Below are 25,749 nucleotides of genomic sequence, written 5' to 3'. Positions count from 1 at the left end.
GCGCGAATGGCGCCTATGCCATGGACGTGGCAGGCTTTGAGCTCAACGGCTACTCGCGCGGTGGCCCGGTGTTCAAGCACGAAGACGGCGTCAAGGGCAACCTGACGCTGGGCGGCGAGCTCCAGAAGTTCCGCCTGGGCAACGAGGGCGACAACGGCATCGAAGTCAACTTCGCCCGGGGCTTCGAGGCCGGCGGCATCAACTGGAAGGTGAACTACATGCCTGCCAAGTGGGGCAGCGGCGACATCACCACCGAGCAGGCCTACGTGGAAATGAGCGGCTTCTCGTTCTCGCCCGAGGCAAAGTTCTGGGTGGGCCAGCGCCGCCTGCGCATCCAGGACGTGCACATCGTCGATTACTTCCTGCTGAACTACGGCGACAACATCGGCGCAGGCGTCACCGACATCCCGGTGGGCGGCATGAAGCTGGGCCTGGGCGTGTTCACGGGCGACAAGTTCGACCACAACGAACCCAACAACGTGAAGGCGCGCCGCTTCAACGCCGATCTGTCCGAGATCAACACCAACCCCGGCGGCAAGCTGCGGGTGCTGCTGACGGCCGTGGGCGGCTCGGGCCAGGTCAACGGCGGGTCGGGGTCGGGCATCTCGCTGATGCACACGCAAAAGGAGTTCCTCCTGCCCAGCATCACCAACACGCTGTACCTGCAGACATCGCGCGGCCACGCTCGCATTGACGGGGAGTTTGAAGCCATCGACGGCACCAGCGCCGGCCGGCGGTCCACGCGGATTGCCGACGCCATCAACTGGCAAAGCGGCCCCTTTGGCGGCCAGGCCCTCATCGGCTACCAGACCAACAAGGCAGACCTGACCGTCGTGGAGACCAAGGACTTCTCGCTGGGCGGGCGCGGCTCCTACGCGTTCACCAAGAACTTCAAGGGCCTGCTGGAGTTGTCCACGACCACCCGCAAGGGCTCGGGCGCGGACCAGCGCCTGTCCAAGGTCACGCTGGCGGGCGCCCTGGCCCTGAACGAGGACTTCTGGTCCCGCCCCGAGCTGCGCCTGTACGTGACCAAGGCGAACTGGAACCAGGCGGCCGCGCTCGCCAACGCCAGTACCTTTGGCGCCAATGGCAAGACCTCGCGCACGCTGGTGGGCGTGCAGTACGAGGTGTGGTGGTGAGGGCCGGCAACGCCGGACCCGTGTAAATAGCGAGTTAATAGCGATCCAGAGGTTGCTTTGTTCTTGGGGGGCCGCCGCGCCCCCCCCCTTTTTTTGCGGGGGCAGTGCGGCTGCTGCCCCGAGGTTTCCAAACAGCCAACGATGACAATGAAGAAGAACACCTTGGAAGCACGGCTGCCCCAGCTGGTCGTGGCGCCGGCCTTTGTGCTGGGCTTTGCCTTCATTTACGGCCTGATGGTGTGGAACGGCGTGCTCAGCCTCACCGTCTCGCGCATGCTGCCCAACTACGAATGGGCGGGCCTGGCGCAGTACGAGCGGCTGTGGGAGATGGACCGCTGGTGGGTGGCCCTGAAGAACCTGGGCATCTTTGGCGGGGGCTACGTGGGCGGGTCGCTGCTGATCGGCGTGCTGCTGGCCGTGCTGCTGGACCAGAAGATCCGTGCCGAAGGCGCGCTGCGCACCATCTACCTGTACCCCATGGCCCTGTCGTTCATCGTGACCGGCACGGCCTGGAAGTGGCTGCTGAACCCCGGCCTCGGCATCGAGAAAATGGTGCGCGACTGGGGCTTCCCCAACTTTGAGTTCGGCTGGCTGGTGGACACCGAGATGGCCATCTACTGCGTGGTCATTGCCGGCATCTGGCAAAGCGCGGGCTTTGCCATGGCGCTGTTCCTGGCCGGGCTGCGCGGCATCGACGACAGCATCATCAAGGCCGCGCAGGTCGACGGCGCGTCGCTGCCGCGCATCTACTGGCGCATCGTGCTGCCGGCGCTCAGGCCCGTGTTCTTTTCCACCCTGATGGTGCTGTCGCACCTGGCCATCAAGAGCTTCGACCTGGTGATGGCCCTCACGGCCGGCGGCCCGGGCTTTGCCACCGACGTGCCGGCCACCTTCATGTACACCATGTCGTTCTCGCGCGGCCAGATCGGCCTGGGCGCGGCCAGCGCCACCATGATGCTGGCCACCGTGGCGGCGCTGGTGGTGCCCTATCTCTACAGCGAACTGAAAGCCAAGCCCCATGACCGCTAAGCCCTTGCTGTTTCCGTCGCTGGGCCGCCTGCTGGTCTATGCCGTGCTGGCGCTGGCCACGGCGTTCTTTCTGCTGCCGCTGTACGCCATGCTGGTGACCTCCTTCAAGGACGCCGAGGAGATCCGCACCACCTCGCTGCTGGCGCTGCCCGGCAGCCTGGACGGCGCGGCCTGGTCTACGGCCTGGTCCACCGCCTGCACGGGCGTGGACTGCAACGGCCTGCGTCCGTTCTTCTGGAACTCGGTGGCCATGGCCGTGCCGGCGGTGCTCATCTCCACCGTGTGGGGCGCTGTCAACGGCTACGTGCTCAGCCTGTGGAAGTTCCGCGGCAGCGACGTGCTGTTCGGCCTGCTGCTGTTCGGCGTGTTCATGCCCTTCCAGGTGGTGCTGCTGCCCATGAGCCAGGTGCTGGGCTGGCTGGGGCTGTCCAGCTCCATCACCGGGCTGGTGCTGGTGCACTGCCTGGCGGGCCTCGCGGGCACCACGCTGTTCTTCCGCAACTACTACGCGGCCATCCCCAAGGAGCTGGTGAACGCGGCGCGCATGGACGGCGCAAGCTTCTGGCAGATCTTCTGGCGCATCGTGCTGCCGCTGTCCACGCCCATCGTCATGGTCACGCTGATCTGGCAGTTCACCAACATCTGGAACGACTTCCTGTTCGGCGTGGTGTTTTCGGGCACCGATTCCAAGCCCGTCACGGTGGGCCTGAACAACCTGGCCAACACCAGCTCCAGCGTGAAGGCCTACAACGTGGACATGGCGGCCGCCATCATCGCGGGCCTGCCCACCATGGTGATCTACGTGCTGGCGGGCAAATTTTTCGTGCGCGGGCTGACGGCCGGCGCGGTCAAGGGTTAAAGAGGTTAAGCAATCATGGCGTCTTCATTGGATATTGCCGGCATCAACAAGCGCTTCGGCAAGGGCGACAAGAGCGTGGAGGTGCTGCGCAAGGTGGACATCCACGTCGCACCCGGCGAGTTCCTGATCCTGGTCGGCCCCTCGGGCTGCGGCAAGTCCACGCTGCTCAACATCATCGCGGGCCTGGACGAGCCCACCGAGGGCGAGATCCGCATTGGCGGCAAGAACGTGGTGGGCATGCCCCCGCGCGACCGCGACATCGCCATGGTGTTCCAGAGCTACGCGCTGTACCCCACGCTCAGCGTGGCCGACAACATCGGCTTTGCGCTGGAGATGCGCAAGATGCCCAAGGCCGAGCGCCAAAAGCGCATCGACGAGGTGGCGGCCATGCTGCAGATCAGCCACCTGCTGGACCGCCGGCCCAGCCAGCTCTCGGGCGGCCAGCGCCAGCGCGTGGCCATGGGGCGGGCGCTGGCGCGCCAGCCGCAGCTGTTCCTGTTCGACGAGCCGCTGTCCAACCTGGACGCCAAGCTGCGCGTGGAGATGCGCGCCGAGATCAAGCGCCTGCACCAGGCCAGCGGCATCACCAGCGTGTACGTCACCCACGACCAGGTCGAGGCCATGACCCTGGGCTCGCGCATCGCGGTGATGAAGGGCGGCGTGGTGCAGCAGCTGGGCACGCCCGACGAGATCTACAACCGGCCGGCCAACACCTACGTGGCCACCTTCATCGGCTCGCCCACCATGAACCTGCTGCGCGGCGGCGTGCTGGCGGGCGGGCAGTTCGGCATCCAGGGCGCAGCGCTCGACCTGTTGCCCCCGGCCGGCCCGGCCGACATGTTGCTGGGCGTGCGGCCGGAGCACCTGGTGCTGCAAGAGGACGCGCCCTGGCGCGGCCAGGTCAGCGTGGTCGAGCCCACGGGCCCCGACACCTATGTGATGGTGGACACCGCAGCCGGGACGGTCACCTTGCGCACCGACGCGCAAACCCGCGTGCGCCCGGGCGACCGCGTGGGCTTGTCGGTGGCGCCCGCGCACGCCCACTGGTTTGACGCCCCTTCCGAGACGCGCATTGCCGCCTGACCCAGAGTTGTGCAGGAATCCCTGAGGCCTGTGCGGGCGGCCCGCTGGGCGAAGCCATTGCCGCCTTCCGGGACTTTGGTCTTTGCGCAGGCCGGCGGTTGCAGTAAAAAGAGGCTCCTGCGCTTGTGCATCAAGCGCGACAAGCTATAAAAAGCATAGCGGCAAAGTGCCGCCCATCTGGAACATGAACCACCCACTGCGCCTTCTTGCCGACATTGGCGGCACCAACATCCGCCTGGCCTGGCAGGCGGCCGCGGGCGCCCCGCTCAATGACACGCGCGTGCTGCCCTGCGCGCAATTCCCGACGGTGGACGCCGCACTGTCGGCCTATCTGCACGAAGTGGGCCTGCCCACGCCGCAAGAGGCCGCCTTTGGCATTGCCAACCCGGTCACGGGCGACGCCATCCGCATGACCAACCACAGCTGGAGCTTCTCGCAGCGGGCCGTGCGCGAAGCGTTCGGGTTCGAGCGGCTGGTGGTCATCAACGACTTCACCGCGCTGGCCCTGGCGCTGCCCCTGCTGACGCCGGACCTGCTGCGGCAGGTGGGTGGTGGCGAGGCCGTGGCGGGCAACGCCGTGGCCTTGCTGGGGCCCGGCACGGGGCTGGGCGTGTCGGGCCTGGTGTTTCCGCCGGGGTCGCTACAGGGCGTGCCGCTGTCGGGCGAAGGCGGGCACGTCACGCTGGCCGCGCAGACGCGCCGCGAGTTCGAGGTGCTGGCCATCCTGCAGGAGCGCTACGGCCACGTGTCCGCCGAGCGGGCCGTCTGCGGGGCCGGGCTGGTGGACCTGTACCACGCGCTGCGCCGCCTGGCCCAGCGTGGCGGCAAGGAAGTCAGCTCGGCTGCCGAGGTGACCGAGCTGGCCCTGCAGTCGGGGGACCCGCTGGCCCTGGAGGCCCTGGAGCTGTTCTGTGGCTTTCTGGGCAATGTGGCCGGCAACCTGGCGCTCACGCTGGGCGCGCGGGGGGGCGTGTACATCGGTGGCGGCATCGTGCCGCGCCTGGGGGCGTGGTTCGACCGGTCGGCGTTTCGCGCGCGGTTCGAGGGCAAGGGGCGCTTCCAGCCGTACCTGGCCACCATTCCCTGCTGGGTGATCGACCCCACCGCCACGCCAGCGCTGTACGGCGCCTCGCGCGCGCTGGACATCGCGGGCGCACAGGCATGACCGGCGCCGCCGAGCGCCCCGGGCTCGCCGTGCGCGGCCTGCACCACGTGGCCGTCATTGCCAGCGACTACGCACGCTCGCGGCACTTCTACGTGGAGGTGCTGGGCCTGCGGGTCGTGAACGAGGTGTTCCGTGCCGAACGCCGGTCGCACAAGCTGGACCTGCAGCTCCCGGACGGGACGCAGGTGGAGCTGTTCTCGTTTCCCCACCCGCCGCCGCGGCCGTCCTACCCCGAAGCCTGCGGCCTGCGGCACCTGGCGTTGCGGGTGGCCGACATGCCCGCGAGCCTGCGCGCCCTGGCGGCGCACGGCGTGGCGGTGGAGCCGGTGCGCACCGATCCATTCACCGGCGCGCTGTTCACGTTCTTTGCCGACCCCGACGGCCTGCCCATCGAGATCGTGGCGCCGGCCTGAGTCTCAGTCGACCGCGATGCGGCGCTCGCGGATCAGCGCCGACAGGAGCTGCGTCTCGGCCGCGATGGTCTGCTGGAAGGTGGCCGCATCCTGCACGATGGGCTCGGCCCCCAGGTCGGCAAAGCGGCCCTTCACTTCCGGCAAGGCGACCGCCTTGGCGATTTCGCCCGCCAGGCGGGTGACGATCTCGTTGGGCGTGCCGGCGGGCGCGAACACGCCAAACCAGTTGCCCAGTTCCACGCCCTTGATGCCGAGCTCCGTCAGCGTGGGGGCTTCCGGAAAGAAAGCGGAGCGCTTGGTGCCGGTGACGGCCAGCAGCCGTGCCCGCCCCTCGCGGATGTGCTGGAAGCCCGTGGCGGGATCGAAGTAGTAGTCCACCTGCCCGGCCAGCACGTCCTGCAGCGCGGGCGCAGCCCCGCGGTAGGGAACGTGCACCGCTTCGAAGCCGGCCTGCTGCTTGAAGAGTTCGCCCACCAGGTGCATCTGCGTGCCCGGGCCGCCCGACGCGTAGCTGAGCTTGCCCGGCGCCGCCTTGGCCAGGGCCACCAGGTCGGTGGCGCTTTGCACGGGCAGGGATTTCTTGGCCACCAGATACAGCTGCGCATAGCCCAGGCTGGCCACGGGGCGCAGGTCGCGTTCGGGGTTCAGTGCGGGCTTGAACAGGAACGGGTTGGCCGTCTGCACGGAGATGGGGGCCACCATCAGCGTGTGGCCGTCCGGGGCCGCCTTGCTGGTTTCCATCACGCCCAGGTTGCCGCTGGCACCCGGCTTGTTGTCCACCACCACCGGCTGGCCCAGCGACCGCGCCAGTGCCGCGCCGGCCACGCGGGCCATCACGTCGGTGGTGCCGCCGGCCGGAAAGCCCACCACCAGCCGGATCGGCTTGCTGGGCCAGGCGGGCGGCTGGGCCAGGCCGGTGCCTGCGGCTGCGAACAGGCAGGCCGCCGCGCTGGCGCGCAGCAGGCTGCGGCGGGGGATGCGGGTGCGAAGGGGGGATGCGTGCATGGTGTGTCTCCTGGTGTTGATCTGCGTTTTTTTGCGGTGGGGAAAGATGGGGGCTCAGGGGGGCGGCGGCGCCCTCCAGCCCGGCATGGGGATGGCGCGCACCAGCCGGGTTTCCTGCGCGGCGATCAGGTGTTCGGAAGCGGCCAGGTAGGCTGCAAAGTCCGGGTGGCTGTCGCGGGCCTGGCAGCGGCGCTCGTAGTCGGCCAGGTCGTCGTAGGCCCACAGGTGCGTGAACTGGTTCAGGGGGCCGACATGGCTCACGTAGAAGCCCACGGGATGCGCGAGCGTCTGCATCAGCACGGGCATGGCCATGCGGTTGAAGACCTCCAGAAACTCCCCCATCTTGCGCAGCCGGATGGTGTAGACGCGGTGGTCCACCAGCGGCTTGGACAAGGGGCGGGACAAGTGCTCATGCGGCATGGCATGCCTCCCGGGTTGCGGCCTGCGCCGGTGTCCGTGCCGTGCCGGGCGGCCATGCGCCTGCCACGTGGCGGCCGGTGATCCAGCCGAAGGTCATGGCGGGCCCGAGGGTGATGCCCGCGCCGGGGTAGTTGCCGCCCATGATGCTGGTGCGGTCGTTGCCCACGGCGTAGAGCCCGGGCACGGCCTGCCCGTCGGCGCGGAGCACCTGGCCTTCGGTGGTGGTGCGCAAGCCCTCGAAGGTCCCCAGGTCGCCCATCACCACCTTCACGGCGTAGTAGGGCCCGGCGCCGATGGGGGCCACGCACGGGTTGGGCTGCTGGTCCGGGTCGGCCAGGTAGCGGTTGAATGCGGTGGTTCCGCGGCCAAACTGGCGGTCCTCGCCGGTGCGGGCGCCTTCGTTGTAGGCGCGCACGGTGGCCTCCAGCCCGGCGGGGTCGATGCCGGCGGCCTGGGCCAGCGCGGCCAGCGTGCGGCCCTTGAAGAGGTAGCCTTTGCGGACCAGTCCGCCCACCGGCATGGGCGCCGGCTTGGCGTAGCCCAGGCCGTACTTGGAGAGCGTTGCCTGATCGCAGAGCAGCCACATGGCGGTCTCGTCCTGGCCGCGGCAGGCGTCGATCATCGCCGCGCCCACGTCGTGGTACGAGTGGGATTCGTTGGTGAAGCGCCGGCCGTTGCGCAGCACGCCGATGATGCCGGGCTTGTACCGGTCCAGCAGGTGCGGAAAGAGTCCCGTGCGGCCCGGCCCCATCGGCACGCGGGACACCGGCATCCATGCGGCGGTGCCCGTGCCGTCAAACCGCTCGTCCACCAGCCCGCCCACCTGCTCGGCCAGGCGCAGGCCGTCACCCGTGTTTTCCGCCGGAACGGGGGAATGGTGCTCGCCGCCGCGCGCCAGGTGCGGATAGCGGCGCGTGGTGCGCGCCACGTCATGCGGGTAGCCGCCGCACGCGAGCACCACGCCCCGGCGGGCATGGATGCGCAGTTCGCCCTGGGGCGTGCGAACCCGCGCACCCTCCACCCGGTCGCCCGTGCGCAGCAGCTCGCGGGCCTCGGCCTCGGTGTGGATGGGAATGCCCAGGTCGAAGCAGCTCTTGGCCAGCCGGGCGGCCAGGGCATTGCCGCTGGTCACCTGCACGCCACGGCGGTAGCGCAGCAGATCCAACAGGTGCCCCCCCAGCCGCCGCGCCACATAGGCGGCCGATACCAGCGACTTGGTGGCACGGAAGAAATGCTTGAGGTCGGCGTTGGACGAATTGAACATCATGCCCACGAAGGTGATCGTGGACAGCGGGGGGCGCAGCCGCGCCAGCTCCGGCCCCAGCTGGCTCGCGTCGTAGGGTGCGGCCAGGATGGAACGGCCGACGGGCGCCCCGCCCGGTGCGTCGGGGTGGTAGTCGGGGTAGAGCGTGGGAACAAAGCGCACGGCGGTCTCGCGCTCGAACCAGGCCACCATCTCGGGCGCATGGTCCAGAAACGCCTCGATGGCCGCCGGCTCGTAGAAGGCGCCGGTCTGGTCCTTCAGGTAGGCCCGCTGGGCTTCGCGGCTGTCGGGCGCGGCGCACTGCGTGTTGCCGGGGATCCACAGCACCCCGCCCGAGAAGGCGGTGGTGCCGCCAAAGCAGGGCGCTTTTTCGATCACGACCACATCGAGGCCGTGTTTGCGGGCCGTGATGGCGGTCGACAGGCCGCCGGCGCCGGAGCCAACGACCAGCAGGTCGCACGTGAGATCCTGGCGGGCAGGCAGGGAAGAGGTCATGGGGCAGTCTCCTTGGTAGAGGGGGGGCCTCGCGCGCAGCACCTGGGGCGGCCCATGCGGCAGCCCGCACCGTGTGTGCGCGGCTCGAGGCGGCTCGAGGCGGCTCGAAACGGCTGGACGCGGCGGGTGCGTTGCGGGGGGCGAGAGGGATCGGTGCGTCAGGCGGCCTGGGCCGCCGGCGTGTGGTTGAAGCCCGGGCGGGGCACCATGTCCATCAGCATGCAGCCCAGCCCGCCGTCCACCACCAGCTCCGCACCGTTCACATAGGCCGAGCGGTCGCTGGCCAGGAACAGCGCCGGCTCGGCAATGTCCTGCGGTTCGCCCACGCGGCGGCTCGCCGTGGCCGCGGCGCGGCGGGCCTCGAAGCCGGGCTCTTCATAGAAGCGGGCGGACAGCGCGGTGCGAATCATCCCGGGGCAGAGGGCGTTGCTGCGCACGCCGCGCGGGCCCCACTCCGCGGCCAGCTGGCGCGACAGCAGCAGCACCCCCGCCTTGCTGGCGCTGTAGGCGCCGCTGGCCGTTTGCGGATGCAGGGCCGACACCGAGGCCACGTGGACCAGCGCGCCGCGCCCGGCCTGCAGCATGTGCTGTCCGAACGCCCGCGCGCACAGCAGGTAGCCCGTGAGGTTGACGGCCAGCACGGCGTTCCAGTCGGCCAGGGCGACGTTGTCGAGGTTGCCCGGACGAAGCAGGCCCGCGTTGTTCACCAGGACGGCCGCCGGGCCCAGGCTTTCGCGCACCAGTTCGGCGGCGGCGAGCACGGCGGGTTCGTCGACGATGTCGCACGGCACGGCCAGGGCGCGGCCGCCTTGCGCTGCCAGCCGGCCGGCCACCTGCCGGGCGGCGTCCCCGTTGCGGTCCAGCACGGCCACCTGGGCGCCTGCGGCGGCAAAGGCCTCTGCCATGGCCGCTCCGATGCCGCTGCCGGCCCCGGTCACGACACAGACGCGCCCCTGCAGGCCCAGCCAGTCCCGGTCGAATGTGGGCGCTGCACCGAGGTGCGCCGTGCGGGTGTCGGTGGAATGCATGGTCCGTTGTCTCCTTGTTTTGATGGGGTGAAGCATCTCGCACAAGGCGGTTTCCCTCAATCGACAAAGCGGGCGATGAACAGGACAATTCGTGCATTTCCACCACTGCGGGGATCCGTACAAACCATGAGAATCGAGCCAGGCACCGTGCGCCAGTTTGCGCTGTACGGCACGCCGGATGCATCGCCGGCCTGGGCGGACCTGGTGCATCTGGAACGCGTACCCGAGCGCTCCAGCCTGTTTGGCTGGGAGATCGATCTGCACTTTCACGAGGGGCTGATCCAGGTGCTGTACCTCACCTCGGGCGGGGATGGCGGCAGTGCGCTGATGGACGGAAAGCGCTGGCCGCTGCATCCGCCCTGCCTGGTGGTGGTGCCGGCGCGCACCGTGCACGGCTTCAGCTTCCACCCGGGCACGGATGGCCCGGTGATCACCGCCGCCCAGAAGCCCCTGGAGTCGCTGGCCGCGCTGGCGGCGCCGGAGCTGCTGGAACACATCCGCCGCCCGCTGGTGCTGCCCGTGGACCCCGACGGGCGCCACGCGCAAGCGCTGCAGCCCTTGTTCCAGGTGATCGACCAGGAGGCCCACGTGGACGGCGGGGTGCGTGCCGCCGGCATGCCGCTGCTGGTGGCGCTGTTCGTGCAGATCGCCCGGCTGGCCCAGTCCGCCACGGCGCTGCCCGAAGCCTTGCCGTCCCGCAGGGCGGGGCAGATCGAGCGGTTTCGCGCCCTGCTGGACACCCACGTGCGGCAGCACACGCCCGTGCACTACTACGCGCAGGCGCTGGGCATTTCGGTGGGGCAGCTCTCCCGGCTGTGCCGCGAAGTGCTGGGGGTCTCGGCGCAGGAGGTGGTCAACGCCCGCGTGGTGCACGAGGCCCAGCGCGAGCTGGTGTACTCCTCGCTTTCGGTCAAGCAGATCGCCGCAGAGCTGGGCTTTGGCGACGAGGCGTACTTCGGGCGCTTCTTCAAGCGGCAGACCGGCCAGCGCCCGACCGACTTCCGGCGCGAGGCGCGGGCCCAGCTGGCGGGTGCGTAGGCTGCGCGGCGGCGGCAGAACACGGCGGTGCGCAGCCGCGGCCTCCCCTGGTCACATCTCTTCGCTCCAGCAGTGGCCGTCGCGCGCAATCATCGCGCTGGCAGCGCGAGGCCCCCAGCTGCCGGCCGCATAGAGGCGGGGGCCGGCGGGGTCGTTCTTCCAGTACTGAAGGATGGGCTCCACCCAGCGCCAGGCTTCCTCCTGCTCGTCGCTGCGCACGAACAGGTTCAGGCGCCCGGCGATCACGTCGAGCAGCAGGCGCTCATAGGCGCCCACGCGCTCGGCGCCAAAGCGCTGGTCAAAGTCCAGGTTCAGGTGCACCTGCGACAGGGCGGGCTCCGTCTGGTGCTGGGCCGCCCCTTGCGCCATCAGGTGCAGCTCCAGCCCGTCCCGCGGCTGCAGGTTGATCACCAGGCGGTTGGCGGCGCCCGCGGGCGTCTTGAAGATCGGGTGGGGCACGGGCCGGAAGTTGACGACGATGTGCGCATCGCGCCCGGCCAGCCGCTTGCCGGTGCGGATGTAGAAGGGTACCCCGGCCCAGCGCCAGTTGCTGATCTCGGTGCGCAGGGCCACGAAGGTCTCGGTGGTGCTGGCGGGGTTCACGCCCTTTTCCTGCAGATACCCTGGCACCGGGTGGCCCTGGTGCGTACCCGCGACATACTGGCCGCGGATCACATGCTGCCCGATGGTCTCCAGAGTCCAGGGCTTGAGCGCCTGCAGCACCTTGAGCTTTTCGTCGCGAATGGCGTTGGCACTGGAGTTGATGGGCGGCTCCATGCCGATGGCGCACAGCAGCTGCAGCGCATGGTTCTGCACCATGTCGCGCAGTGCGCCGGTCTGGTCGTAGAAGGCTCCGCGCGTTTCCACGCCCAGTTCTTCGGCAATGGTGATCTGGATGTTGGCAATGGTTTCGCGCCGCCACAGGGGCTCGAACAGCGTGTTGCCAAAGCGCAGCGCAAACAGGTTCTGCACCGAGGGCTTGCCCAAGTAGTGGTCGATGCGAAAGACCTGCTCTTCCTTGAGCACCCGCCGCAGCGTGTCGTTGATGGCCTGATTGGACGCCAGGTCGTGCCCCAGGGGCTTTTCCAGTACCACGCGGGTGTTCGGGCCGTTCAGGCCCACGGCCGCGATCTGCTCGCACACGTTCGTGAACAGGCTGGGCGCGGTCGCCACGTACATCACCACCGAATCCGCATTGCGCTCGCGCAGCATGGCGGCCAAGCGCTCGTAGTCGGCGCTTTGCGACAGGTCCATGCGCAGGTAGTGCAGCAGCGCGCCAAAGCGCTCGAACTCGTCGGGGGTGGGGCGCTTGGCCAGTTCCACGCTGTCAAACCGCGACTGGATCAGGCTGCGGTATTGTTCATGGCTGTGCTCGTCGCGCGCGACGGCGATGATGCGGCCCCCCTCGGGCAGTGTCCCGTGGCGAAACGCCTGGAACAGGGCTGGCATCAGCTTGCGCCAGGCCAGATCACCGGTTCCGCCGAACAGGACAAGGTCAAAACTCATGGGGGGTCTCCGTGCGTGGGCTGAAGTTGTGTTGGGCTCAAAATTGTAATCTCGTTACATTATTTTTGGCGAGCTGTTGTCCTACAAAGATTTGATTCAGAGGATTGCAACAAAGTATCGGCGCATTTTTGTAATCAAGTTACCATTGCGCGCTGCTGTTCTGTGATCCCATCCCCGTTAGCCATGCACCTTCGATGTGACCAAACTCCCGCGTGGGCTGCGCTGCAGGCCGCGTTTGACACCGCCGGGCGCGCGTTCGACCTGCGCCAGGCCTTTGCGCCGGCCGCGGGCTCCAGCCGCTTTGAGCACTTCAGCCAGACGGCGCCCGGCGTGTTTGCCGACCTGTCGAAGAACCTGTGGGACGAACCCACCGAGGCCCTGTTGCTGGACCTGGCCCGCGCCTGCGATCTGCCCGCACAGCGCGACGCCATGCTGGCCGGCCAGCCCATCAACACCACCGAAGGCCGCGCCGTGCTGCACACCCTGCTGCGCCGCCCCGCCGGCCTGGCGCTGCCGGGCGATGCGCCCCAGGTGGCGGCCGACCTGGCCGCCGTGCACGCCACGCTGGACGCGATGCTCGCCTATGCCGAGGCCCTGCGCGCCGACGACGCCATTACCGACGTGGTGAACATCGGCATCGGCGGCTCGGACCTGGGCCCGCACATGGCGGTGCTGGCGCTGGAGCAGCAGCGCACCCCCGGCAAGCGCTTTCACTTTGTCTCCAACGTGGACGGGCACGAACTGCACAGCGTGCTGCGCACCCTGCGGCCTGAGGGCACGCTGTTCCTGGTCGCCTCCAAGACCTTCACCACGGCCGAGACCATGACCAACGCACGCTCGGCCCTGGCGTGGTTTGCCGCGCAGGGTGGGCGCAACGTGGCGCGCCACTTTGCTGCGCTCACCACCAACGTGCAGGCCGCGAGCGCCCTGGGCATCACCACCACCTTCGGCTTCTGGGACTGGGTGGGCGGGCGCTACTCGCTGTGGTCCGCCATCGGCCTGCCGATGGCCATCGCCATCGGTGCGCAGGGCTTTCGCGAGCTGCTGGCCGGCGCGCACGCCATGGACGAGCACTTCCGCACGGCCCCGCTGCAAGCCAACCTGCCCGTGCGCCTGGGCCTGCTGGACGTGTGGTACCGCAACTTCCACGGTTTCACCAGCCGCTGCATCGCGCCCTACCACGCGGCGCTGCGCCGCCTGCCGGCCTACCTGCAGCAGCTGGAGATGGAGAGCAACGGCAAGCGCGTGGCGAGGAACGGCACGCCGCTGACCGTGGCCACCTCGCCCGTGCTGTGGGGCGAGCCCGGCACCAACGGCCAGCACGCGTTCTTCCAGATGCTGCACCAGGGCACGGACGTGATCCCGCTGGAGATCATTGCCGTGCGCCAGCCCACGCACCCGCTGCCCGGCCACCAGGACAAACTGCTGGCCAACGCCTTGGCCCAGGCCCAGGCGCTGATGGTGGGCAAGGCGGGCGAGGACGCGCACCGCCACTTCCCGGGCAACCGGCCCAGCACCTTTTTGCTGCTGGATGAACTGAACCCCGCATCGCTGGGCGCGCTGATCGCGCTGCAGGAGCACCGGGTGTTTGTGAGCGGCGCCCTGTGGGGCATCAACAGCTTTGACCAGTGGGGCGTGGAACTGGGCAAGGTGCTGGCCAAGGATATCGAGGCGCGCCTGGGCAGCGGGGATGTGGCGGGGCTGGATGGCTCGACGGCAGGCCTGCTTGCGCGTTTGCGCAGCGTGCAAGGATGCGGCGGATAGCCCGCCTCGGGCCCGAACGGTTCAGGAGACAACCACCATGACCGCGTCCCTGCCGGACTTTCGCTCCGCCGCCTTTTTGCGCCAGCATCTGCGCGACACCATGGCGTTCTATGACCCCGTCGCCACCGACCCCACGGGCGGCCAGCACCACTTTTTTCTGGACGACGGCACGGTGTACGACACGCGAACCCGCCACCTCGTCAGCGCCACGCGCTTCGTGGTCACGCACGCCATGCTCTACCGCGCCACGGGCGAGGCGCGCTACGAGGCGGGCATGCGCCATGCGCTCGCGTTTTTGCGCACGGCCTTCCTGGACCCTGCCACCGGCGGCTACGCGTGGCTGATCGACTGGCACGGGGGCCTGGCCACTGTGCAGGACGCCACGCGGCATTGCTATGGCATGGCCTTTGTAATGCTGGCCTACGCCCGCGCCTGCGAGGCCGGCGTATCCGAAGCCCGCGCGTGGCTGGCCGAGGCCTTCGACACCGCCGAGCTGCACTTCTGGCAACCCGCCGCGGGCCTGTATGCCGACGAGGCCAGCTCCGACTGGCAGCTCACCGGCTACCGCGGCCAGAACGCCAACATGCACGCCTGCGAAGCCATGATCTCGGCCTTCCGCGCCACGGGCGAGCGCCGCTATATCGAGCGTGCCGAACGGCTGGCCCAAGGCATCTGCCAGCGGCAGGCCGCGCTGTCCACCCGTGCGCTGGCCCCCGCGGCCGAAGGCTGGGTGTGGGAGCATTTCCACGCCGACTGGTCGGTGGACTGGGACTACAACCGCCACGACCGCAGCAACATCTTCCGCCCGTGGGGCTACCAGATCGGCCACCAGACCGAATGGGCCAAGCTGCTCTTGCAGCTGGATGCGCTGCAGCCCGCCGACTGGCATCTGCCCTGCGCACGGCGCCTGTTCGATGCCGCCGTGGAGCGCGGCTGGGACGCCGAGCACGGCGGCCTGTACTACGGCATGGCGCCCGACGGCAGCATCTGCGACGACGGCAAATACCATTGGGTCCAGGCCGAGAGCATGGCCGCCGCTGCGATGCTCGCCGTGCGAACGGGCGACGATCAGTATTGGCAGTGGTACGACCGCATCTGGGCCTACTGCTGGGCGCATTTTGTGGACCACGAACACGGCGCGTGGTTTCGCATCCTGCACCGCGACAACCGCAACACCACCCGCGAGAAGAGCAACGCGGGAAAGGTGGACTACCACAACATGGGCGCGTGTGACGACGTGCTGCGGGCCCTGCGGGCGGGCTAGCCGCGGCACGAGCCGCCGCCAGAAGCTTCACGCAGCGGCCGTCTCGGCGTCGAGCGCTGCGAACACCTCCCGCGCAGCAGCCAGCCCGTTGAGGGCTGCGGGAAAGCCCGCGTAAACGGCCATCTGCATGAGGACCTCGACGGTTTCCTCCCGCGTGACGCCGACGTTCAGCGCCGCCCGCAAATGCACCTTGAGCTGCGGTGTGGCGTTGCCCAGTGCCGTGAGCGCTGCGACCACCGCGATCTCGCGGCTGCGCAGGTCCAGGCCGGGGCGGGAATAGATGTCGCCGAACGGGAATTCGATGAGGTAGCGGGCAAAGTCGGGCGCAATACCGTCCAGGCTGGCAACGACGTGCTCACCGGCCTGGCCGTCGATTTCGCGCAGCTTGGCGAGGCCTCGCAGGTAGCGTGGATTGGTTTCGGGGGACATGGGAACTTCCTTGGCGGGTGGGTGGCGGGGTGGTGCGCAGGGAGGTTTCCTGATCCTGGTAGTGCGCAATCTTGCTGCGCAGCACCTGTGCGGCTTGTGCCATGGTGGCGATTGCCGCCTCCACCGCTGCCAGGTGCCGCTCCAGCAATTCGCGCCGCTCGGAGGTGGTCGCGCTCCCTTCGCTGCGCAGCCGCGCAAACACCTGCATCTGCCCGATGGGCATCCGCGTGTCGCGCAGGCGCAGCAGGAATCCGATCCACTCCATGTCCGAGGCCGCATAGCGGCGCTGGCCGCCCGCGGCGCGCGGCACCGGTGCGATCAGGCCCGCGCGCTCGTAGTAGCGCAGCGTGTGCGCCGTCAGGCCCGTGCGCTCGGCAACTTCGGCAATGGTGAGGAGGGAGTCCATGGAGCGATTCTGAAAGTTTGAGCGCACTCTAAGTCAAGCGCCTTGCAAGCGCTTGCCGCCACTGGGGCACAAAATCCCCGCAGCCCCGCCCCGGGGCACACCGCGCAGGCGTTCAGCCGCGGAAGCAATTCACGGGCAGCCCCGCCACCGCCACCGGGGTGCTGAACAGCGACCCCGCCGGGACCGCCGCCTGCTGTTCCTCCACCGGCCTTCCGGCCCGCGCCGACGTGATGTACAGCGTCCGCAAGTCCTCTCCCCCAAAACACACCATGGTCGGGCACTGCACCGGCACCGCAATGCGCTGCAGCACCTCGCCGGCGGGCGACAGCTGCATCACGCACGCCCCTTCGTACATCGCCACCCAGTAGTTGCCCTGCACGTCCACCGCCGCACCGTCGGGCCGCCCGCCGTAGGGCCGGCCTTCCACCTTGCGGTCGAAGTGCACCCAGGGGCGGCGGTTCGTGATCTCACCCGTGGTCACGTCAAAGTCGAACCGGTCGATGCGGTGCTCGGGCGTGTTCGACCAGTACATCGTCCGGTCGTCCGGGCTGAAGGCCAGGCCGTTGGCGGTGAAGTTGTCGCCCGCCCTGCGGCGCACGCTGTAGCCCGTGGCGCTGGCCGGGTCGGCCTGCAGGCACCACAGCGCGGCGTTTGGCGCTGTGCGCGGCGTGATGACCGAGCCCGCCCAGAAGCGGCCTGCGGTGTCGCAGCGGCCGTCGTTCAGGCGCAGCACGGCGGTGTCGTGCTGGTCGGCGGGCAGCAGGGCCAGGCAGGTGAGGGCGGTGGGGTCGGCGCTGTCCTTCGAAGTGTCGAGCCGATAGAAACCGTCTCGTAACCCGATTACCAGTCCGCCGCCAGCCACCGGGGCGCAACAGCCCGGCTCGCTGGGCATGTGCCATTGCCGATGGTGTCCGCTCTCGGGCTGCCATGCATGCACTGCGTGTCCCTGAATGTCACACCAGTAAAGGGATTTTTCGGCCGGATGCCAGAACGGCGATTCACCGAGTTCGGACGGCGGCAAAGGCAAGGTTTGCAGGGGCATGGGTTGAAGCGGGCTGGTTATCGAGTTACATTCTAGGGCGTAGAACCTGCTCAAACTCTTTTCAGGGATCGCATTGGAGTGGAATCGGGATGAGTGGATGCCTCGGGTGCGCCGCATGGGCTCGTGCCCATGCAAGCAGCCGGGGCGTCCAATCGCCCGATTTCACTCCAACCCCACGGGCAAGTGCCTTGCCGGGCGGTCTGCAGCGTTGCAGCGCTTGCCGATAGCCGGGCTATCGGCCGCGCACCGCGCCTTGCATCCCATCCCGGCAAGGTACTTGTGCGACCCCGAAAAGAGCTTGAGCAGGTTCTAGATAACAGGCGCCAGGCATGCTGACCTGCCGCCGTGCCACCCCACCGATGGAGACTTCCATGCATCCAGTTGTAGCGCGCGTGACCGAACGCATTGTCCAGCGCAGCGCAGACACCCGCGGCGCCTACCTTGCCGGCATCGATGCCATGATCGCCCGCAAGCCCGCGCAAGACCGCATGGGCTGCGCCAACCTGGCCCATGCGTATGCCGCGTTGCCGGGCTCTGACAAGTTCAAGGTCACGGTGGAGAAGGCGCCCAACATCGGCATCGTCACGGCCTACAACGACATGCTGTCGGCCCACCAGCCGTACCAGGGCTACCCCGCCATCCTGCGCGACGAGGCGGGCAAGCTGGGCGCCACGGTGCAGGTCGCGGGCGGTGTGCCGGCCATGTGCGACGGCGTGACGCAGGGCACGCCCGGCATGGAGCTGTCCCTGTTCTCCCGCGATGCCATTGCCATGGCCACTGCGGTAGCGCTGTCCCACGATGTGTTCGATGGCGCGCTGCTGCTGGGCGTGTGCGACAAGATCGTGCCCGGCCTGCTGATCGGCGCGCTGCACTACGGGCACCTGCCCTGTGTGTTCGTGCCGGCGGGGCCCATGGGCTCGGGCCTGTCCAACAAGGACAAGGCCAAGGTGCGCGAGCAGTATGCGCAGGGCCTGGTGGGGCGCGACGAGCTGCTCAAGGCCGAATCGGCCGCGTACCACAGCCCCGGCACCTGTACCTTCTACGGCACGGCCAACAGCAACCAGATGCTGCTGGAGGCCATGGGCCTGCACGTGCCCGGCGCGGCGTTCGAATCCCCCGGCACCGAGACGCGCGAGGCCTTCACGCGGCAGGCGCTGCGCACGGTCCTCGACATCGGCAAGCGCGGCCACCGCTTCACGCCCATCGGCAAGCTGGTGGACGAGCGCTGCATCGTCAACGCCATGGCTGCACTGCTGGCCACGGGCGGCTCCACCAACCACCTGATCCACTGGGTGGCCATCGCGCGCAGCGCGGGCATCCTCATCGACTGGTCGGACTTCGACGAGCTTTCGTCCGTGGTGCCGCTGCTGGCCCGCGTGTACCCCAACGGCGACGCCGACGTGAACCAGTTCCAGGCCGCGGGCGGCCCGCCGTGGATCCTGCGCGAACTGCTGGCCCACGGCCTGATGCATCCCGATGTGCTGAGCGTGAATGCGGGCGGCATTGCCGACGGCGGCCAAAGCGCGCCGGCGGTGTCGGGCGACACCGCGGTGCTGCGGCCGGTGAGCGCCCCGTTCTCGCCCACGGGCGGCCTGCGCCTGCTGCAGGGCCGCCTGGGCCGGGCGGTGATCAAGGTCTCGGCCGTGCCGGAAGACCGCCACATCATCGAGGCACCCGCGCGCGTGTTCGATTCGCAGGAAGCGCTGCTCGCGGCCTTCAGCGCGGGCGAGGTGAACCAGGACATGGTGGCCGTGGTGCGATTCCAGGGCCCGCAGGCCAACGGCATGCCCGAGCTGCACAAGCTCACCCCGCCGCTGGCGGTGCTGCAGAACCAGGGCTTCAAGGTGGCGCTGGTGACCGATGGGCGCATGAGCGGCGCCTCGGGCAAGGTGCCCGCCGCCATCCACGTCACGCCCGAGGCGCTGGCCGGCGGCCCGCTGGCCAAGGTGCTGGACGGCGACATCGTGCGGGTGGACGCGGTGGCGGGCACGCTCGACGTGCTGATCGACGAAGCCACCTGGGCGGCCCGCCCCGTGGCCCCGTACATCGCAGCCCCCGCCACCGGCTTTGGCCGGGAACTGTTCACCAACTTCCGTCGCCATGCCGGGGGGGCGGAGCAGGGCGCCTGTACCTGGTTGTAGGGCGGTGCCACCGCCTTCCCAATTCCTGCGCCACTGTCTCGGCCCACCGTCACAAGGAAGAAGAAACCATGAACCCGCTTGATATCGCCAGCTACGGCCCCGTTGTTCCCGTCATCGTCATCGACCGCGTCGATGACGCCTTGCCCCTGGCCGAGGCGCTGCTGGCCGGCGGCGTGAAGGTGCTGGAGGTGACGCTACGCACGCCGGCCGGCCTGCCCGCCATCGAAACCATTGCCCGCCACCTGCCCGAAGCCGTGGTCGGCGTGGGCACGGTGCTGAACGCCGACGATGCGCGCCGCGCCAGCGAAGCCGGTGCGCGCTTTGCGGTGAGCCCCGGCTACACGCCGGAGGTGGGCGCCGCCTGCAAGGCGCTGGACCTGCCGCTGTTGCCCGGCGTGGCCACGTCCAGCGAAGTCATGGCCGCGCTGGCCGATGGCTTCAGCTTCCTCAAGCTCTTCCCGGCCGAGGCCGCGGGGGGCATTCCCTTGCTGAAGGCCTGGGCCAGCCCGTTTGGAGCGGTCAGCTTCTGCCCCACGGGCGGCATTACACAGGCCACGGCACCCCAGTACCTGGCGCTGCCCAATGTGCGCTGCGTCGGCGGCTCGTGGCTGACGCCGGCCGACGCGGTGCGCGCGGGCGACTGGGCGCGCATCACCGAACTGGCCCGCGCCACCCAGGCCCTGCGCACGGGCGCTTGACTGCGAAGCCGGGGCGTGCAGCTCATTCAGTGCCAAAAACGCCTCTGGCGGCCGTCTGGCAAGCGCGGGACGCTATCAAAATAAGAGTTGCTTCCTGGCAAGAGTCCGCTGCGCTCGGGGCGCGCACCTGCCGGGCGCGCTGCCCAAAACCTCTTGGGCTTTGCCCTGCAGTCCCTCTATCATGGCGCGGGGCCCTTGCGGGCTCCGTCACCTTGCAACGTTCAACGTTTCACTAAGAGAGGGAGTTTGGTATGGATTTTGTGTCGGCTGTGAAAAGCTGCCTGGGGCAGTACGCCACCTTCTCGGGCCGCGCTGTGCGGTCGGAGTTCTGGTGGTTTTTTCTCTTCCAGATCATCGTGGTGGTCGTCGCCAGCTTTGTGAGCGAATTGGCGGCCAACCTGGCGTCGCTGGCCTTGCTGCTGCCCGCGCTGGCGGTGGGCGCGCGCCGGCTGCATGACATCGGCCGGTCGGGCTGGTGGCAGTTGCTGACCATTACCGGCATCGGTTTCCTGGTGCTGATCTACTGGTGGGTGCAGCCCAGCGGCGAATAAGCGCCCGCAGCGCTGCCAAGTAAAAAACCCGCCGGCCGTGAGGCCTGCGGGTTTTTTCTTGCTTGGGTCCTGCGCAGCCCCGGGGACTGCGCAGAGGCCGGGCCGTCTTACATGCCCATGCCGCCCATGCCGCCCATGCCGCCCATGTCGGGCATGCCAGCAGCAGGTGCGTCGTCCTTCGGAGCCTCAGCCACCATGGCTTCGGTCGTCAGCAGCAGCGAAGCCACGGAAGCGGCGTTCTGCAGGGCCGTACGGGTCACCTTCGTCGGGTCCAGGATACCCATTTCGATCATGTCGCCGTAGGTGTCGTTGGCGGCGTTGAAGCCGTAGTTGCCCTTGCCGTTCAGCACGGCGTTCACCACCACCGAAGGCTCGCCGCCGGCGTTGTAGACGATCTCGCGCAGGGGGGCTTCGATGGCCTTCAGGATCAGCTTCACGCCGGCGTCCTGGTCGGCGTTGTCGCCCTTGATGTCACCAGCAGCCTGGCGTGCGCGCAGCAGGGCCACGCCACCGCCGGCCACGATGCCTTCTTCCACTGCAGCGCGGGTGGCGTGCAGGGCGTCTTCCACGCGGGCCTTCTTTTCCTTCATTTCGACTTCGGTCGCAGCGCCGACCTTGATCACTGCCACGCCGCCGGCCAGCTTGGCCACGCGCTCTTGCAGCTTTTCACGGTCGTAGTCGCTGGTCGCTTCTTCGATCTGGATGCGGATTTGCTTCACGCGGGCTTCGATGTCGGCAGCAGCGCCAGCACCGTCGATGATGATGGTGTTTTCCTTGCCCACTTCGATGCGCTTGGCTTGGCCCAGGTCGGCCAGCGTGACCTTTTCCAGGGACAGGCCCACTTCTTCAGCGATGACCTTGCCGCCCGTCAGGATGGCGATGTCTTCCAGCATGGCCTTGCGGCGGTCGCCGAAGCCAGGAGCCTTCACGGCCACGACCTTCAGGATGCCGCGGATGGTGTTGACCACCAGCGTTGCCAGGGCTTCGCCCTCGACTTCTTCGGCAATGATCAGCAGGGGACGGCCGGCCTTGGCGACTTGTTCCAGCGTGGGCAGCAGGTCGCGGATGTTGCTGATCTTCTTGTCGAACAGCAGCACGAAGGGGTTGTCCAGCAGGGCGGCCTGCTTTTCGGGGTTGTTGATGAAGTAGGGCGACAGGTAGCCGCGGTCGAACTGCATGCCTTCGACGACATCCAGCTCGTTTTGCAGCGACTTGCCGTCTTCCACGGTGATCACGCCTTCCTTGCCGACCTTGTCCATGGCGTCAGCAATGATCTGGCCGATGGATGCGTCGGAGTTGGCGGAGATCGAACCCACTTGGGCGATTTCCTTGGAGGTGGTGGTGGGCTTGGAAGCCTTCTTCAGCTCTTCCACCAGGGCGGCCACGGCCTTGTCGATGCCGCGCTTCAGATCCATGGGGTTCAGGCCGGCGGCCACGTACTTGGAGCCTTCGCGCACGATGGCCTGGGCCAGCACGGTGGCGGTGGTGGTGCCGTCACCAGCGTTGTCGCTGGTCTTGGAGGCCACTTCCTTCACGAGCTGGGCGCCCATGTTCTGCAGCTTGTCCTTGAGTTCGATTTCCTTGGCCACGGACACACCGTCCTTGGTCACGGTGGGGGCGCCGAACGAGCGCTCCAGCACCACGTTGCGGCCCTTGGGGCCCAGGGTCACCTTGACCGCGTTGGCCAGGATGTTCACGCCTTCAACCATGCGTGCGCGGGCTTCGCCGCCGAAAACTACGTCTTTTGCTGCCATGTTTGGAGCTCCTGAAAATTTGAATCAAATGGGCCGCCAGCGCTTATTCAGCAAGCGCGAGCAGCTATGAAATTGGGAGTAATTACTTCTCGACGACCGCGAACAGGTCGTCTTCCTTCATCACCAGCAGTTCGTCGCCATTGACCTTGACGGTCTGGCCCGAGTACTTGCCGAACAGAACGCGGTCGCCGACCTTCACGTTCAGGGCGATCAGTTCGCCCTTGTCATTCTTCTTGCCGGGACCTACGGCCAGCACTTCACCTTGATCGGGCTTTTCAGCAGCGTTGTCAGGGATCACGATGCCCGAAGCGGTCGTGGTTTCGCTTTCGATACGCTTGACGATCACGCGATCGTGCAGAGGGCGAAGGTTCATTGCATTGCTCCTGTGTGAGAAAAAAGCCTGGGAATTCGGACACCCGGAAAGCCCGGGTACCATCAAAAGCTACAGCAGGTGTCGTGTTGTTAGCACTCGACCGCAGCGAGTGCTAATGATACGGGCATTTGTGGCAGTTTCAAGACCATGCCGCGGCCGGCCGGCCAAACTGCGGCGCGACCCACATCCCCATGAGGCCATGCCGCCCCCCCGGCTGGCTTGCGCGCAGGGCGGCAGCAACCCTTCGTCGCTGGCAGCAGGGCGGCAACGAGGCGCGCGGTTGCCAATGTTCCCTGTGCATCAAATCGTCCTGCAGCGCTTGCGCAGCAAGCGCTGGCCGCTATCGTTGCGAGAGCGCCCGACGGCGCACCGCCGCCAGCCCCCCCGCCAGCAGCGAAAGCAGCGCCAGCGCCCAGGGGCCGAGCGCGGGGACGGCCTGCGGGGCCAGCAGCACGGGCAGGCCGGGGTCGGTGATCTGGTGGGGCACGGAGTCGCTGTCGCCCATGCCGCCATCGGCCAGGGTGAAGGTCACGCTCAGGCCGTCGGGCGCAAACTGCGCGCCGGGCAGCGCATACCAGTGCGGCTGCGCGCAGGCAGCGCCGGTGCAGCCCAGCCCGTCGGGGCTGGGGCCGTATTTGTAATACATGGCCCCCTGCGGCACGGGGGTGGTGAAGTGCACGGTCACTTGCGCATCGCCATGGCCAGCGGCACGCCCCAGCACCAGCCCCAGCGGCGCGTGCACCGCCCGCACATGGGGCAGCAAGGGTGCGGGCAAGGCGGAGGCGAAGGCGGCGCTGCGGATCTCCCAGCCGTTCGCGCTGTCCACCTCCACCGCACCCAGATTGCCGTTGCCACCCGCGCCCTGCCACGGTGCGCTGCACTGCTGCGCCGCACCGCCATGTTCACCGCTGCACTGCCACGTGTATTGGCCGCTGGCGGATAGCACGGCACCTGCCGTGCCCGTGGCGCACAGATTCGCGCTGGGCTTGAAGGCTGCAGCGTCGTTGGCCGCTGAGCCGCAGGTGGCATCGAGCGGGTCGCGGGTGAAAGTGGCGCTCACGCTGCGCGGCGCGGTCACGTTGGTGAGCTGGCAGATGCCCGTGCCCGAGCAATCGCCCGTCCAGCCGGTGAAGTGGTAGCCCGTATCGGGCGTGGCCGTGCAGCTTGCATCCTGGCCGTGGGTGACGGGGTTGGGCGTGCAGGTGACTGTGCCTTTGGAGGGGGAGGGGGCAATGCCGATGGAATAGGTGTTGAGCACAAACATGGCGCTCACGCTGCGCGGCGCGGTCACGTTGGTGAGCTGGCAAGTGCCCGTGCCCGAGCAATCGCCCGTCCAGCCGGTGAAGTGGTAGCCCGTATCGGGCGTGGCCGTGCAGCTTGCATCCTGGCCGTGGGTGACGGGGTTGGGTGCGCAGGTGACTGTGCCGTTGGCGGCGGTAGGGGTGGCGATGGCGTGGGTGTCGGGCGCGAAAGTGGCCGAGATGGCAAGCGGCCGGGTCACGCTGGGGAAATAGCACGTGGGGCTGCTGCCAGAGCCTGCGCAATCGCCCGACCAGCCGACGAAGTGGTGGTCAGGCAAGGGTGTGGCGGCGCACATGGTGGTTTGGCCGTGGGGCACGGGGCTGGGGGTGCAGCTGACCATGCCGCCGCTGACCGGGGCGATGCTGATGCCGTGGGTGGTGAACTGGAAGGTGGCGCTTACGTACTGCGGGCTGGTGACGTTGGTGAGCTGGCATGGCCCGGTGCCAGCGCCGGTGTTCTGACAGTCACCCAGCCAGCCGATGAACTGATGGCCAGGGTTGGGCATGGCGGTGCAGTTGGCAGTCCCGCCGTGGGGCACGGGGTTGGGCGTGCAGGTGACCATGCCGTCGGTGGCGGAAGTGGCGATGGCGTAGGTGTTGGGCGTAAAGACGGCGCTGACGGTGCAGTCGCTGTAAATCACCCCCGTGGTGAATGTGCTGCCCACCAGCGCGCCGTTGCAGCCGCTGGCCGAGGCGGTGTGATTCGGCGGGATGGTCAGGTGGAACGTGGCCGTCTGCCCGCCGGTGACCAAGAAGCCCGCAGGGATGCTGCCGCCGCCGCTGGCTTGGGTTTGGACGGTGTAGCCGCGCGGCGCGCTGCATTGGGCGTTGCCACCGCCCGCCAGGCCCAGGCACTGCCATGCGAATTGGCTGGGGCCTTGGGCGACGGTGTCCAGCGTGCCTGCGGCGCACGCGGCAGTGCCTGTGGGTGCGGTGGCGATGGCGCTGACGCCATGGGCGCTGCCGCAGGCGCCTGCGACGGGCGGCTGTGTGCCTTGGATGCGCATGCCGAAGGTGATTAGCTTGCTGGGGCTCCATTTGGTGCCGTTGTCGGTTGTCTGGGCCAGCCCGCTGGAATCACTGTGCAGTTGTGTTTGTATGGTGCTGTAGTCCGGGTAGACCATGGTCGGGGTGCGCATCACCACCCATGCCAAGTTGCCCGCTGCAACGACGTGGTTGCCGGAGAAGCTGCGCAGGCCGGCAATGGTCGCATCGGGCGCAAAGGGGGTGCATGGACCGGCGTAGGGCGTGGCGCTGGCTGGGGAGGTGTCACACACCTCCACCTGCAGGCCATTGAAGATGTCCACCGCAATCTGCACGGATTCAATGCGCATGGGCGTGGGGTTCACGGGGATGCGGTTGGCGAAGCGGCGGTCGGTGTAGAAGGTGCTCGACTCGCTCAACGACATCGTCCCGGTGGTGGAGCCAAGGTTGTCGAACAGAACGTCCGCACCAGCAGACACGGAAGCCGCCGCTGTCAGCAGCAGCGAGGCAATCCGAAGGGCAAGGGTTTTCATGGCGATGGGGTGGGTGGGCGGAACGGCGTTCCACCCAGCCGCGATCGGCCATGAAAAATGCTTCC

The 25,749-nt window shown here is 68.3% G+C and carries 23 protein-coding genes; 12 read left to right on the top strand and 11 right to left on the bottom strand.

The window, feature by feature from the left end; translation table 11 throughout:
* The first annotated feature begins 20 nt into the window (after positions 1-20).
* The 6 genes from ACOYR3_RS19370 (at position 21) to ACOYR3_RS19345 (ending at position 5,688) form a co-directional block, all read left to right on the top strand.
* Positions 21-1,139: a carbohydrate porin gene (locus tag ACOYR3_RS19370; RefSeq protein WP_422846621.1), complete on the top strand. Its 1,119-nt coding sequence runs from the start codon at positions 21-23 to the stop codon at positions 1,137-1,139.
* A gap of 141 nt (positions 1,140-1,280) precedes the next feature.
* On the top strand, positions 1,281-2,168 hold the full coding sequence (locus tag ACOYR3_RS19365) for a carbohydrate ABC transporter permease (RefSeq protein ID WP_422843931.1): 888 nt from the start codon (positions 1,281-1,283) through the stop codon (positions 2,166-2,168).
* The gene (locus tag ACOYR3_RS19360; protein WP_422843930.1) at positions 2,158-3,027 is read left to right on the top strand and encodes a carbohydrate ABC transporter permease; all 870 of its coding nucleotides are present in this window, start codon (positions 2,158-2,160) and stop codon (positions 3,025-3,027) included. The genes ACOYR3_RS19365 and ACOYR3_RS19360 overlap by 11 nt, the downstream gene beginning before the upstream one ends.
* Positions 3,028-3,042: 15 nt before the next feature.
* Entirely contained in the window at positions 3,043-4,110 is a 1,068-nt protein-coding gene (locus ACOYR3_RS19355) for an ABC transporter ATP-binding protein (RefSeq protein ID WP_422843929.1), read from the top strand.
* Positions 4,111-4,294: 184 nt separating this feature from the next.
* Complete coding sequence (gene glk / locus ACOYR3_RS19350; RefSeq protein WP_422843928.1) at positions 4,295-5,275, top strand: glucokinase; 981 nt, start codon at positions 4,295-4,297, stop codon at positions 5,273-5,275.
* On the top strand, positions 5,272-5,688 hold the full coding sequence (locus ACOYR3_RS19345; protein ID WP_422843927.1) for a VOC family protein: 417 nt from the start codon (positions 5,272-5,274) through the stop codon (positions 5,686-5,688). The genes glk and ACOYR3_RS19345 overlap by 4 nt, the downstream gene beginning before the upstream one ends.
* 3 nt (positions 5,689-5,691) lie before the next feature.
* Here ACOYR3_RS19345 and ACOYR3_RS19340 read toward each other — a convergent pair whose 3' ends face one another.
* From ACOYR3_RS19340 to ACOYR3_RS19325, 4 genes are all read right to left on the bottom strand, one after another.
* Positions 5,692-6,693 carry a tripartite tricarboxylate transporter substrate binding protein gene (locus ACOYR3_RS19340; protein ID WP_422843926.1) on the bottom strand — a complete coding sequence of 334 codons (1,002 nt, stop codon included), beginning with the start codon at positions 6,691-6,693 and terminating at the stop codon, positions 5,692-5,694.
* A 54-nt stretch (positions 6,694-6,747) separates the two neighbouring features.
* Positions 6,748-7,113, bottom strand: coding sequence for an NIPSNAP family protein (locus ACOYR3_RS19335; protein WP_422843925.1), 366 nt, complete (start codon positions 7,111-7,113; stop codon positions 6,748-6,750).
* The gene (locus ACOYR3_RS19330) at positions 7,103-8,872 is read right to left on the bottom strand and encodes an FAD-dependent oxidoreductase (protein WP_422843924.1); all 1,770 of its coding nucleotides are present in this window, start codon (positions 8,870-8,872) and stop codon (positions 7,103-7,105) included. The genes ACOYR3_RS19335 and ACOYR3_RS19330 overlap by 11 nt, the downstream gene beginning before the upstream one ends.
* 158 nt (positions 8,873-9,030) lie before the next feature.
* Complete coding sequence (locus ACOYR3_RS19325) at positions 9,031-9,900, bottom strand: SDR family NAD(P)-dependent oxidoreductase (protein WP_422843923.1); 870 nt, start codon at positions 9,898-9,900, stop codon at positions 9,031-9,033.
* Between the two features lie 126 nt (positions 9,901-10,026).
* Here ACOYR3_RS19325 and ACOYR3_RS19320 point away from each other — a divergent pair, with 126 nt between their 5' ends.
* On the top strand, positions 10,027-10,938 hold the full coding sequence (locus ACOYR3_RS19320; protein ID WP_422843922.1) for a helix-turn-helix domain-containing protein: 912 nt from the start codon (positions 10,027-10,029) through the stop codon (positions 10,936-10,938).
* Between the two features lie 51 nt (positions 10,939-10,989).
* Here ACOYR3_RS19320 and zwf read toward each other — a convergent pair whose 3' ends face one another.
* A complete protein-coding gene (gene zwf / locus ACOYR3_RS19315) occupies positions 10,990-12,444 on the bottom strand; it encodes a glucose-6-phosphate dehydrogenase (RefSeq protein WP_422843921.1) in 1,455 nt (484 codons plus the stop codon).
* 183 nt (positions 12,445-12,627) lie between these two features.
* Here zwf and pgi point away from each other — a divergent pair, with 183 nt between their 5' ends.
* Together pgi and ACOYR3_RS19305 are read left to right on the top strand one after the other, a co-directional pair.
* On the top strand, positions 12,628-14,208 hold the full coding sequence (gene pgi, locus ACOYR3_RS19310) for a glucose-6-phosphate isomerase (RefSeq protein WP_422843920.1): 1,581 nt from the start codon (positions 12,628-12,630) through the stop codon (positions 14,206-14,208).
* A 37-nt stretch (positions 14,209-14,245) separates the two neighbouring features.
* Positions 14,246-15,472, top strand: coding sequence for an AGE family epimerase/isomerase (locus tag ACOYR3_RS19305; RefSeq protein ID WP_422843919.1), 1,227 nt, complete (start codon positions 14,246-14,248; stop codon positions 15,470-15,472).
* A gap of 27 nt (positions 15,473-15,499) precedes the next feature.
* Here ACOYR3_RS19305 and ACOYR3_RS19300 read toward each other — a convergent pair whose 3' ends face one another.
* The 3 genes from ACOYR3_RS19300 to ACOYR3_RS19290 form a co-directional block, all read right to left on the bottom strand.
* Entirely contained in the window at positions 15,500-15,901 is a 402-nt protein-coding gene (locus ACOYR3_RS19300; RefSeq protein ID WP_422843918.1) for a carboxymuconolactone decarboxylase family protein, read from the bottom strand.
* Positions 15,828-16,307: a MerR family transcriptional regulator gene (locus ACOYR3_RS19295; protein WP_422843917.1), complete on the bottom strand. Its 480-nt coding sequence runs from the start codon at positions 16,305-16,307 to the stop codon at positions 15,828-15,830. Before ACOYR3_RS19295 ends, ACOYR3_RS19300 begins: the two co-directional genes overlap by 74 nt.
* 112 nt (positions 16,308-16,419) lie before the next feature.
* On the bottom strand, positions 16,420-17,349 hold the full coding sequence (locus ACOYR3_RS19290; protein WP_422843916.1) for an SMP-30/gluconolactonase/LRE family protein: 930 nt from the start codon (positions 17,347-17,349) through the stop codon (positions 16,420-16,422).
* A 371-nt stretch (positions 17,350-17,720) separates the two neighbouring features.
* On the opposite strand from ACOYR3_RS19290, the gene edd reads away from it, so the two are divergent.
* From edd to ACOYR3_RS19275, 3 genes are all read left to right on the top strand, one after another.
* Positions 17,721-19,490 (top strand): phosphogluconate dehydratase, encoded by a 1,770-nt coding sequence (gene edd, locus ACOYR3_RS19285; RefSeq protein ID WP_422843915.1) that lies wholly within the window; start codon positions 17,721-17,723, stop codon positions 19,488-19,490.
* Between the two features lie 68 nt (positions 19,491-19,558).
* A complete protein-coding gene (gene eda / locus ACOYR3_RS19280; protein WP_422843914.1) occupies positions 19,559-20,188 on the top strand; it encodes a bifunctional 4-hydroxy-2-oxoglutarate aldolase/2-dehydro-3-deoxy-phosphogluconate aldolase in 630 nt (209 codons plus the stop codon).
* Positions 20,189-20,439: 251 nt separating this feature from the next.
* A complete protein-coding gene (locus ACOYR3_RS19275) occupies positions 20,440-20,739 on the top strand; it encodes a DUF805 domain-containing protein (RefSeq protein WP_209817738.1) in 300 nt (99 codons plus the stop codon).
* Between the two features lie 107 nt (positions 20,740-20,846).
* Here the strand turns inward: ACOYR3_RS19275 and groL are convergent, their stop codons facing one another.
* From groL to ACOYR3_RS19260, 3 genes are all read right to left on the bottom strand, one after another.
* Entirely contained in the window at positions 20,847-22,493 is a 1,647-nt protein-coding gene (gene groL, locus ACOYR3_RS19270; protein WP_422843913.1) for a chaperonin GroEL, read from the bottom strand.
* Positions 22,494-22,575: 82 nt separating this feature from the next.
* The gene (locus tag ACOYR3_RS19265; protein WP_011804151.1) at positions 22,576-22,866 is read right to left on the bottom strand and encodes a co-chaperone GroES; all 291 of its coding nucleotides are present in this window, start codon (positions 22,864-22,866) and stop codon (positions 22,576-22,578) included.
* A gap of 340 nt (positions 22,867-23,206) precedes the next feature.
* Entirely contained in the window at positions 23,207-25,684 is a 2,478-nt protein-coding gene (locus ACOYR3_RS19260; RefSeq protein ID WP_422843912.1) for an IPTL-CTERM sorting domain-containing protein, read from the bottom strand.
* Between the last annotated feature and the right edge of the window lie 65 nt (positions 25,685-25,749).

The sequence above is a fragment of the Acidovorax sp. M2(2025) genome, assembly GCF_049330835.1.
In the GTDB taxonomy this organism is placed as follows: domain Bacteria; phylum Pseudomonadota; class Gammaproteobacteria; order Burkholderiales; family Burkholderiaceae_C; genus Acidovorax.
The sequence above is the reverse complement of the archived record's forward strand: the minus strand, read 5'-3'. Positions and strand labels throughout refer to the sequence as shown.

Coding starts and splice junctions, on each gene's coding strand:
- ACOYR3_RS19370 (WP_422846621.1), top strand. CDS start 21: ATGGACGTGGCAGGCTTTGAGCTCAACGGCTACTCGCGCGGTGGCCCG.
- ACOYR3_RS19365 (WP_422843931.1), top strand. CDS start 1,281: ATGACAATGAAGAAGAACACCTTGGAAGCACGGCTGCCCCAGCTGGTC.
- ACOYR3_RS19360 (WP_422843930.1), top strand. CDS start 2,158: ATGACCGCTAAGCCCTTGCTGTTTCCGTCGCTGGGCCGCCTGCTGGTC.
- ACOYR3_RS19355 (WP_422843929.1), top strand. CDS start 3,043: ATGGCGTCTTCATTGGATATTGCCGGCATCAACAAGCGCTTCGGCAAG.
- glk (WP_422843928.1), top strand. CDS start 4,295: ATGAACCACCCACTGCGCCTTCTTGCCGACATTGGCGGCACCAACATC.
- ACOYR3_RS19345 (WP_422843927.1), top strand. CDS start 5,272: ATGACCGGCGCCGCCGAGCGCCCCGGGCTCGCCGTGCGCGGCCTGCAC.
- ACOYR3_RS19340 (WP_422843926.1), bottom strand. CDS start 6,693: ATGCACGCATCCCCCCTTCGCACCCGCATCCCCCGCCGCAGCCTGCTG.
- ACOYR3_RS19335 (WP_422843925.1), bottom strand. CDS start 7,113: ATGCCGCATGAGCACTTGTCCCGCCCCTTGTCCAAGCCGCTGGTGGAC.
- ACOYR3_RS19330 (WP_422843924.1), bottom strand. CDS start 8,872: ATGACCTCTTCCCTGCCTGCCCGCCAGGATCTCACGTGCGACCTGCTG.
- ACOYR3_RS19325 (WP_422843923.1), bottom strand. CDS start 9,900: ATGCATTCCACCGACACCCGCACGGCGCACCTCGGTGCAGCGCCCACA.
- ACOYR3_RS19320 (WP_422843922.1), top strand. CDS start 10,027: ATGAGAATCGAGCCAGGCACCGTGCGCCAGTTTGCGCTGTACGGCACG.
- zwf (WP_422843921.1), bottom strand. CDS start 12,444: ATGAGTTTTGACCTTGTCCTGTTCGGCGGAACCGGTGATCTGGCCTGG.
- pgi (WP_422843920.1), top strand. CDS start 12,628: ATGCACCTTCGATGTGACCAAACTCCCGCGTGGGCTGCGCTGCAGGCC.
- ACOYR3_RS19305 (WP_422843919.1), top strand. CDS start 14,246: ATGACCGCGTCCCTGCCGGACTTTCGCTCCGCCGCCTTTTTGCGCCAG.
- ACOYR3_RS19300 (WP_422843918.1), bottom strand. CDS start 15,901: ATGTCCCCCGAAACCAATCCACGCTACCTGCGAGGCCTCGCCAAGCTG.
- ACOYR3_RS19295 (WP_422843917.1), bottom strand. CDS start 16,307: ATGGACTCCCTCCTCACCATTGCCGAAGTTGCCGAGCGCACGGGCCTG.
- ACOYR3_RS19290 (WP_422843916.1), bottom strand. CDS start 17,349: ATGCCCCTGCAAACCTTGCCTTTGCCGCCGTCCGAACTCGGTGAATCG.
- edd (WP_422843915.1), top strand. CDS start 17,721: ATGCATCCAGTTGTAGCGCGCGTGACCGAACGCATTGTCCAGCGCAGC.
- eda (WP_422843914.1), top strand. CDS start 19,559: ATGAACCCGCTTGATATCGCCAGCTACGGCCCCGTTGTTCCCGTCATC.
- ACOYR3_RS19275 (WP_209817738.1), top strand. CDS start 20,440: ATGGATTTTGTGTCGGCTGTGAAAAGCTGCCTGGGGCAGTACGCCACC.
- groL (WP_422843913.1), bottom strand. CDS start 22,493: ATGGCAGCAAAAGACGTAGTTTTCGGCGGCGAAGCCCGCGCACGCATG.
- ACOYR3_RS19265 (WP_011804151.1), bottom strand. CDS start 22,866: ATGAACCTTCGCCCTCTGCACGATCGCGTGATCGTCAAGCGTATCGAA.
- ACOYR3_RS19260 (WP_422843912.1), bottom strand. CDS start 25,684: ATGAAAACCCTTGCCCTTCGGATTGCCTCGCTGCTGCTGACAGCGGCG.